Below are 8,188 nucleotides of genomic sequence, written 5' to 3' on the forward strand. Positions count from 1 at the left end.
CGGCCGCGTGGCCAGAACGGGAGAATTGTGCCGTGGTGGAGGCAGGTGGGCGGCGCGGGCTTATGCGGCGTTGCACCAACGCTGCGGCGGCGGTGGGGTACGGTGCCCGCTGACGGGGCAATGGTTTGCTGGCATGGCAGGCGGAACCGTTAATCATAGCACAGCTTCAGGTCTGACCGTGAGTTCTGTATTGCAACTTTGTGCACAGTGTGCACTTTTTTGAGTTTAATTCGTAATGGCACTCATATTAATCAGGTCCATTCGGTAGAATCTAATGTTCAGTATCCAGATGCTCCCTTTACAGGGCGCTGTGACACGGGCACGGCCCGTAGCTGCGCCACTGTAGGGGCAGTGGCTGGGGCGCAGGCTCTACTGGTGTGCCGGTGGGCGCATTTATGAAGCAGGGCAGACTGCAAGTGGTCAGAATGAGGTTTTCATGAGTACTCTAAAAGGCGATAACAGAGAATATGAGCTGGACACCATTGTTCAGCGCATTAACCGCAAGGAGCCCCTGCCTGGCGATTTTGCCCGTGCTCTTGACCGCATTGCCGGCATTACCCGCAACAAGGGTATCTACACGGTAAAGTTCAAGGATCTCTGTGCGGCCCTCAAGATTATCCTGATGCCTGGGGACTATGATGAAAAGAGCATGATAGTTTCCACCGAGTATCTGTACCGCGTGGTAAGCATTATGCTGCGTGCCGGCATCAGCATGGTGCCCCTGGCCGTACCGCGTAATCTGAGCATATATCAGAGCATTTACCTTACTCCCCGTCCTGATCTCAATCTTGATCAGGATATTTACGATCTGCAGCGTATTGCCAATCTCAAAAAGACTTCTCTGACCAACAATGAGAAGGACATCATCATGCGTGCCCGCACCAAGCTGGCCAATTACAATATCATGCTGCATGTCTTTGAGTTTCTGGGTGCTGCTCAGTCTGCCCCTCTGGATGCCAATCAGCGCATGGTGCTCAACTCGGCCATTATGGATATGCTGCTGCCGCGTGATGCTGAGCGCTATATCAAATCGCTGTTCTCCTTCGTCTGCGAATTTGGCTCTTTCTTCTACGATTTCAGCAATCCCAAGTACATTGCACCCAAGCCAGCTGAGTGGACTGAAGAGCAGATAGTCGAAATCATCAATCTGGTCTCACGCATTGTAGGTGCCTCCAAGGTGGAAATATCCATACCTGAGGACTTCCCTTATGCACGTCTGCTGCGTGAGCGCTATGCTGTCTATACCCCGGCCACCTACGGATCCACTCCTACCTCAGCCCCGGCCCCATCGGTACAGCCAAGCAGCTATATCCCTGTCAGTCAGCGTCCTCTGGGCTCTTTGAGCTTCAATCAGCGCCGTGCCCGTGTCAAAGGCATGTACAAAGACTTTATTACCTGGTCCTCTCAGGAAAGCGACAGGGATTTTGAGCTTAACAACACCTCTTTTAACCGTGAGATCCTGCTGCAGGCACGCCCGGGCTACAACCAGGATTTTATCCGCCGCCTTGCCTCTGTTGATGTCAGTGATGACAGCAATATCTCCTCCATGATGCAGGATCTGCAGTCTCGTCTGATGGTAGACCATCAGGCCCGTCTGACCATTCCTGATTTTGCCTCAACCCGTCTGGTGCTTTACGTCTGCGATGGCCGTCAGGACGATGCGGCCACTGCGCTGCAGATGAAAAACAGCGCTATCACTGCCTTTAAGCTCACCGGTGGCTTTACCCGCGTCGAGGGCGCAGACGGCGCAGCTGGTACAGACGGAGCAGAGAGCGCAGCTGGCGCCGCAGGTGACAGCGCCGCTGGCGACAGCACCGCCGGTGCGGGCGCTGTTGCCGGTGCGGGCGCAGCCGCCGGTGCAGGCACAGCTGCCTCGGGCCTTGTTGATGGCAGCCCATATTCTCAGGAGAGTTTTGTCAGCAACGGGCCAAGTGATCAGGATCGCATTGCCTGGGCCAGGACGGCCGACAATGCCTTACGCCAGGCCATGTACAGGGAAAGTCATGCCAGTACTCATGAGCTGATTAACACTGTCTCATTTGCAACTCCTGATGCCCTGGCCCGCCGTGCCTGCATTAATGCCGAGCAGGCTCATGCTGCAGCCGCCGCTGCTGGCAGAAGCAGTCCGGCAGTTGCGCGCAATGCCGAAGCTGCCGCCGCCTCGGTGCGTGAGGGCAAGAGCCATGAAAGTCTTGTGACTGTCAGCTGTCCTGTAAGTGCCGGAAACAATGAGCCTGGACGCAGCCGCTCGACTTCAGCTGAGGTTGATCCTTCCCTGTTCAAGGATGACAGCCGCTCGCCTAAAAAGGCCCGTCGCAACCCAAGTGCCGTACCCATTGCCAATGTGCTTTCTGATGAGGCCTTCCACGTGGTGCCTTACACCTCAGATTACGTCAATCTGATGGTGCACAACTATCTGGTATGGGCTGAAAATGCCGATCAGGTAGCCAATGATCCGGTCCGGGTACGTCCGTCCATCAACAGTGACTACGGATCCAACCTCGAGCAGTTCATTTACAGCCCGCTCAAGCAGATGCCCCGCCTGAACAAGGTGCTGGGCTTTGAGTTTATTCTGCGCCGTTTCTTTGCTCCTTCAGCTGCTCCGTCCATTCTCGACAGTAATGGCGTGAGCGACGAGCAGACTGTAGAGCGCTTTTTTGAGATTGCCGTGCTTAATGATTTCCTCATTAACAACTGCAATCCTGTGCCTTTCCTTTTCTATCACAGCCTCTACTACTTTGACCGCCATCTGCAAAACCCGGTAACTCATTTCAACAATGAGCTCTTTTACTGCGCTCTGTTCCGTCATGAGCCTTATGCCATCAATATCTACCTCTCACGCATTATCAACAAGTACGGATCACGTCTGGTTGATATTCCTGAGGAGTTCTATACCCTGCTGGCACTCAACCTGCTCATGTTCACCGACAGCCGCTGTGATCTCAGTGCTGATTATGCCCTCAAGGTCCTGATGCGCAATACGATCAAGAACAGACCGTTTTTCAAGGTAGTGCTGATCCGTACCATTGCCACAGCCCTGTACCATGAGGCGCACCGTCCGGGCAATGAAGATGCCCGTCTGGTTCTGAGCGACCAGAATCTCAATATTTATCTGCGCACTGTCAAAGCCCTCAACTCCCGTGGCGACCTCATGATCACCAAGGCCATGCAGCAGCTGGGCAATGCTCTGCCAGCCTTCTATTTCCATGAGCTGTTCTCACCTGCCGAGTTCATTGAGGTTGCCCGTATTACTGCCTGCAACGTCATGAAGCGTGCCCAGGGCGACAGTCGCACTCAGGCCTTTACCGATGCCATTGATGCCCTTACAGAGCACCTTGAGCAGATGCAGCCAGGCGAGCTTTTGCGCATTGGCAGCAACCTGCTGGCCGCATTCCGTGAGGCTCTGAGCATACTGTGGCAGGGCGCCCGTTCGCCTACCAGCATGGAAAGCAACCAGATTCGCCACTACCGCTCCAACATCTTCAAGGACGAGTTCCAGGATCTGGGTGTTGCCGTAGCTCAGGCCCTGGGCCAGAAATATTCCGACCCGGGCGCCGGCACCGCCACCTGTGCCAGCACCGCCGCCAGCACTGCCGCTGCAGCGCCATCAGGGGCAGCTGCACCTGCCGCTGCCGCAGCCGCAGCCTCCGCAGCTCAGGCTGATGCCGCCCAGGACGACGAGGATGCCGCACAGAAGATGGCCTCGGATCTGCGCAAGGGCGTTGAGAGCATGGACCTTGATGACGCCGTGCCTGTGTATTCAGCTACCCGCCGTATCAGACGCAAGAAGGACGAACAGAAGTTTGCTGACGAGGAAGCTGAGCGCGAGGACATTTATCAGGATTATGCCCGCCGTTTTGGTTTAAGCGACGATTACACCCATGTTTCCGAGGAGCCTCTGGCTCTGTTTTCCGGGACCGGTATCAGCTCAGAAGTTCATGATGATGCAGCTGCTGCATCTGGTGCAGCGGCTGCAAAGGCATCAGCTGGCAGGGGCCGCAGCAAGGCCGGTACCACAGGTGCAGCCAGCTCGCGTAAGAACAGGGCCCGTGCGCTGCATGCTGACCAGGCTGTTGACAGTGGCAGGGGCAGGATACGTTTTGGCGATGCCGCAGCCATGCGCAAGGCTCAGCCTGAGGTCATTGCCGAGCTTGAGGACGTAATAAGACCAAATCACTCTGTGCTGCAGTCCATGAGTGATCAGATTACCCGCAATGTCTCCGACGGTCTGAGCGCCGAGGGCATTGCTGTTTCTGATCTCATGTATGAGCTTGAGCATCTGCTTGAGCGCCTTGGGCTACTCATCAATGGTGGTCGTACCGGCCGCAAGGACAGTGATGAGCTGCGCCGCTCTTCAGCCCGTGTCATTTCCAGGCTTAATTTCCTTTTCCTTGAGTACTGCGCCACCCGTCGTGCCGTAGATCTTGCCGGTGCCTACACAGGAGAGGTTGAGAATGATGACAATCAGGAAAAGCTCAATCATCTGCTTTCTCCTGAGTGGGATTATGTCTTTGGCAAAGGATCGCTCTTTGCCGACGAGTTCACCGGCAATCTTTATGACAAATACGTGGTTCCTGTGCTCAGAAAGGTGCTGTGCTCTGATCACAGCCGTTTCTACCGCATTCAGGGCAAGGTTGATATCAGCCGTGAGCTCGGACTGATTCCACAGCGCATTGCCAGCAACTACATCAGGGAATACTTTATTCCGGGCATTGCCTACAACCGCTTTATTGTTGACTGTGCGGTAAACCGTGACTGGCCTGAGCGTCTTGAGGCTCTGCGCCGCTTTGCTCTGCAGGTAAATGATGCCTACCACATAGGCTTCCCTAAGGGCATCAGCATTGGCCATATGCCTGAGGTCAGCTCACTGCTGAGCTCCTCAATAGGTGTGCAGGTAGTGCCTTACTATCTGACCAATACCACCGGCACCTCATTTAATGTGCTGCGCCGCTCCATCAGCCATATCCGTATTCTCAGTATTCCGCAGCTGTACCAGGATGCCAGCATGAAGTCAGCCTACGATGACTTCCTTTTCTCCCTGTACTGCGCCTACGTGGTACTGGAGTTGATGAACTCATTGCTGCCTGTCTCTGATGAGCAGGGTCTGGTATCACTGCTGGCCCATGAGGTGGTAAGCTGCCACCATCTGCAGCGCTATAACGACTGTGTATCCTTTGCCTGTGAGTATCTGGACAGCTGTGCCCGTATTATCCGTCTTGAGGGCCCGCTCAAGGTCAAAGATGTCTTTGATTCCAGCTACTCCCTGCCTGTAGCCCTGCTGGGTAACAGAGGTACTACCCGTCTGCGTCAGATGCTGGCTCTGGCCTTTGGCTTTGAAATAGACAAGGGCTTTGTTGTTGACCTGGCATGCGCTCAGTACACCACCATCCTGCGCCGCCTGCAGTTCCTTGAGCCAGTTATCTTATCTTCAGCAGCTGCAAGACACGACCCGGCTCCAAAGGGTGATCTGGCAGCCTTTGCCCGTGCGCTTGAAAATGGCGAGTACGACAGTGCCCGCAATAAGAGGATGCGTGACAATATGGCCCGTACCCGCCGTCTTGCTGAAGAAAGGCGTCGTGCTGACGGCCGGCCATATATGGATCCTCCGGGCAGCCACAGCTGGCGCAGCAGTGTTTTCATTCCTCAGAGCCAAAAGCCTCTGACTCTGGACATGGAGAAAGTTAAAGCCAAGCTTGCCGAAAGTGAGCAGGTGCAGGCAGTTATTACCCAGCTTCGTGATGAGGAAATGGCCAGGCAGCAGGAGCAGTTTGACAGCGCCCGTTATGGCGGCTATGACAGCACCGCCCCGGCCGCCGCATCGGCAGCAGCCTCGGCTGTGGGCGCCGCTGCTGCCGCCGGACTGAGCCCTGACAACAGCAATTATGTCAGTGGTGCCCTGCAGGGCGCCCAGGCCATTGAGCAGAACCAGCAGCTGCACTCAGCAGGTCAGAAGGGCGCTGTGGCCGAAGCTCAGGACCGTGAGCGCAGCGCCGCAGCGGCCCATACCAGCGAACAGGGCCAGGTGGTATCAGAATCAACCCACCCAATTAACTCCATGCTCAATGCCAAAACCAGAGAGGTCATTGAAGCCATTGCCATTCAGGGCACTGATGCCATGGTCTTCTCCGAGTTCAACGGCATATGTGTAAGCCACGGCCTGCTCTCGGGCAACTACTGCATCGAGGCCCTCAACGAATATGCCTTTGAGGTCTACGACGAGCCTGTGCTGGAGCTTGAGGGCGAGGGCGACAGCGCCATCGTCTACATCACCACCGATCTCATCAATGAGATGTACCAGCAGTGCCTCGACCTCAAAAAGGTCTGACCCGCCCCGCCCTGCCACAGCTGGCCACGCCGGCCACGGCCGTCAGGCCCGTGCCTGGCGGCCATACCCTGGCCAGGCGCAGAGGCCCTGGTCCATGCTGCACTGCAGCGGCACCATAAGGTGCTTTGACAAGAAAAGTTGAGTTAATTGGGCCGGGTAATGCTACAATCAGCAAAGTCCGCAGGCTCGTAATGCTCAGGGCGGTAAATATGCCCTTATGTCACTTAATTGCCTGTCAAATGCGCTTATACCGGAAGCCCGGGCCACATAAGGTCGCAGGATCATCCTGCAGTCCGTAATTTCATGGCCGGCTGAGTGTGCTGCCTTACAGCCCGTCAGCTCAGTGCTTCTGATGAATCAGATTTCCAGCAGGAAACGGGGCCTGACAGGGGCCGTTTCCACGGGCAGAGCCGCTCCTGAGGATGGTTGGATTTTATCCCTGCAGGACGGCGCGGACATGTTCGTCGAATGCTTTTCATATGCAGGTTTTAGCAATGTACTTACTGAAGAAAACTGTTGCAGCTGTATTACTCTCCTCAACTTTACTGATGGCCGGTCAGGCTATGGCTGATGTCCGTATTGACATCAAGAACGGCACTCAGGAGGACTGCTCCGTTGCTTTTAACGCCCGTATAGACAAGACCAAGTGGGTTACCGAGGGCTGGTATGTCTTTATGCCAGGTGAGGAAGGCCCGGTACTGCTCAAGGGCGCCAATGATATTCATGACGTTTTCATCTATCATGACTGCGGCCTCAATCCTGCCGACCGTGATGAGGTCAAGCGCGGCTGGGTCAAGAGCAACCTCAAGTTCACCGATTACCTGCCTAAGGAAAACGAGGACGGCTACCAGGAAGTTCAGTTTGTACGCCTGACCGGCCCGGCCTACGTCATCGGCGACAAGTAATACCAGGGCCACGGCCACAGGCCGTGCCCCGGCTGCAGCGCCAGCGCCGCAGCCACAAACACGAAGCCGGGCAGCGCCCGCGCCACCAGCACAGGCCCGTCATGGCAACATGACGGGCCTTGCTGTTATCAGGAATGAGCTGACCGAACAGCAGGCATTTTCAGAGCGAATTTACTGCCTGTTCAATTGGCTGAAATAAATCAGTAAAAAGCCCGCAAACATACCAGTGAGGAACTGTAGATGAGCATAAATGAGACCAGGGACAAAGCAGAGGCTCAGGAGCCGGATAACATCCAGGCTTTCTACGATCTGCTTGAATGGATAGACAAAATATCTCCCGGCCCGCGCGATAAGGGCACAAGATTTGAGAATCTGATTCTTGATTACCTGCGCAATGAACCAACCTATAAGGATTTATTCACCGAGGTTCAGACCTGGGCTCAGTGGGCCAAAGCTCATCCAGAGTTCGATTACGATGCCAATGATATAGGTATTGACCTTGTGGCAACCGATGCTGCTCCAGGCGAGCACGGTCAGGTAACCTACAGCGCCATCCAGTGTAAATTCTATGCTAAAGATGCGGTGGTGCCAAAAGCGGAACTGGACTCCTTCCTTTCAGCATCAAATACAGGCTGGTGCAAGTGCCGCTATGTCTTTGCGACCAACAGCAACTGGTCAGCAAACCTGAAAAAAGAGCTGGAAAAACAGTTTATTCCTGTTGAGATTGTAGCTCGTGAGGCGCTGGCTAACTCCGTTATTGACTGGGCTGTTTATCATAAGACTGGCAAGGTAGTAATCAACAGGCGCACCTTAAGGCCATACCAGCAGGACGCTCTCAAAGACGTTATCGAAGGTCTGAAAACAAACGATCGCGGCAAGCTCATCATGGCCTGTGGTACCGGTAAGACCTTTACCTCACTGAAGATCGCTGAAAAGCAGACCGGAGAAAACGGCTTTG

Annotated in this window: 3 protein-coding genes; all 3 read left to right on the top strand. The window is 55.0% G+C overall.

The features are described from left to right. The first annotated feature begins 436 nt into the window (after window positions 1-436). Window positions 437-6,325: a hypothetical protein gene (locus MXE39_RS11325; RefSeq protein WP_246978780.1), complete on the top strand. Its 5,889-nt coding sequence runs from the start codon at window positions 437-439 to the stop codon at window positions 6,323-6,325. 494 nt (window positions 6,326-6,819) lie between these two features. After that, window positions 6,820-7,230 (top strand): hypothetical protein, encoded by a 411-nt coding sequence (locus MXE39_RS11330; RefSeq protein WP_246978781.1) that lies wholly within the window; start codon window positions 6,820-6,822, stop codon window positions 7,228-7,230. 240 nt (window positions 7,231-7,470) lie between these two features. Next, window positions 7,471-8,188, top strand: a 718-nt coding sequence (locus MXE39_RS11335) for a DEAD/DEAH box helicase family protein (RefSeq protein WP_246978782.1), incomplete at its 3' end; no start/stop codon positions are given.

The sequence above is a fragment of the Anaerobiospirillum sp. NML120511 genome, from assembly GCF_023050955.1.
In the GTDB taxonomy this organism is placed as follows: Bacteria; Pseudomonadota; Gammaproteobacteria; order Enterobacterales; family Succinivibrionaceae; genus Anaerobiospirillum.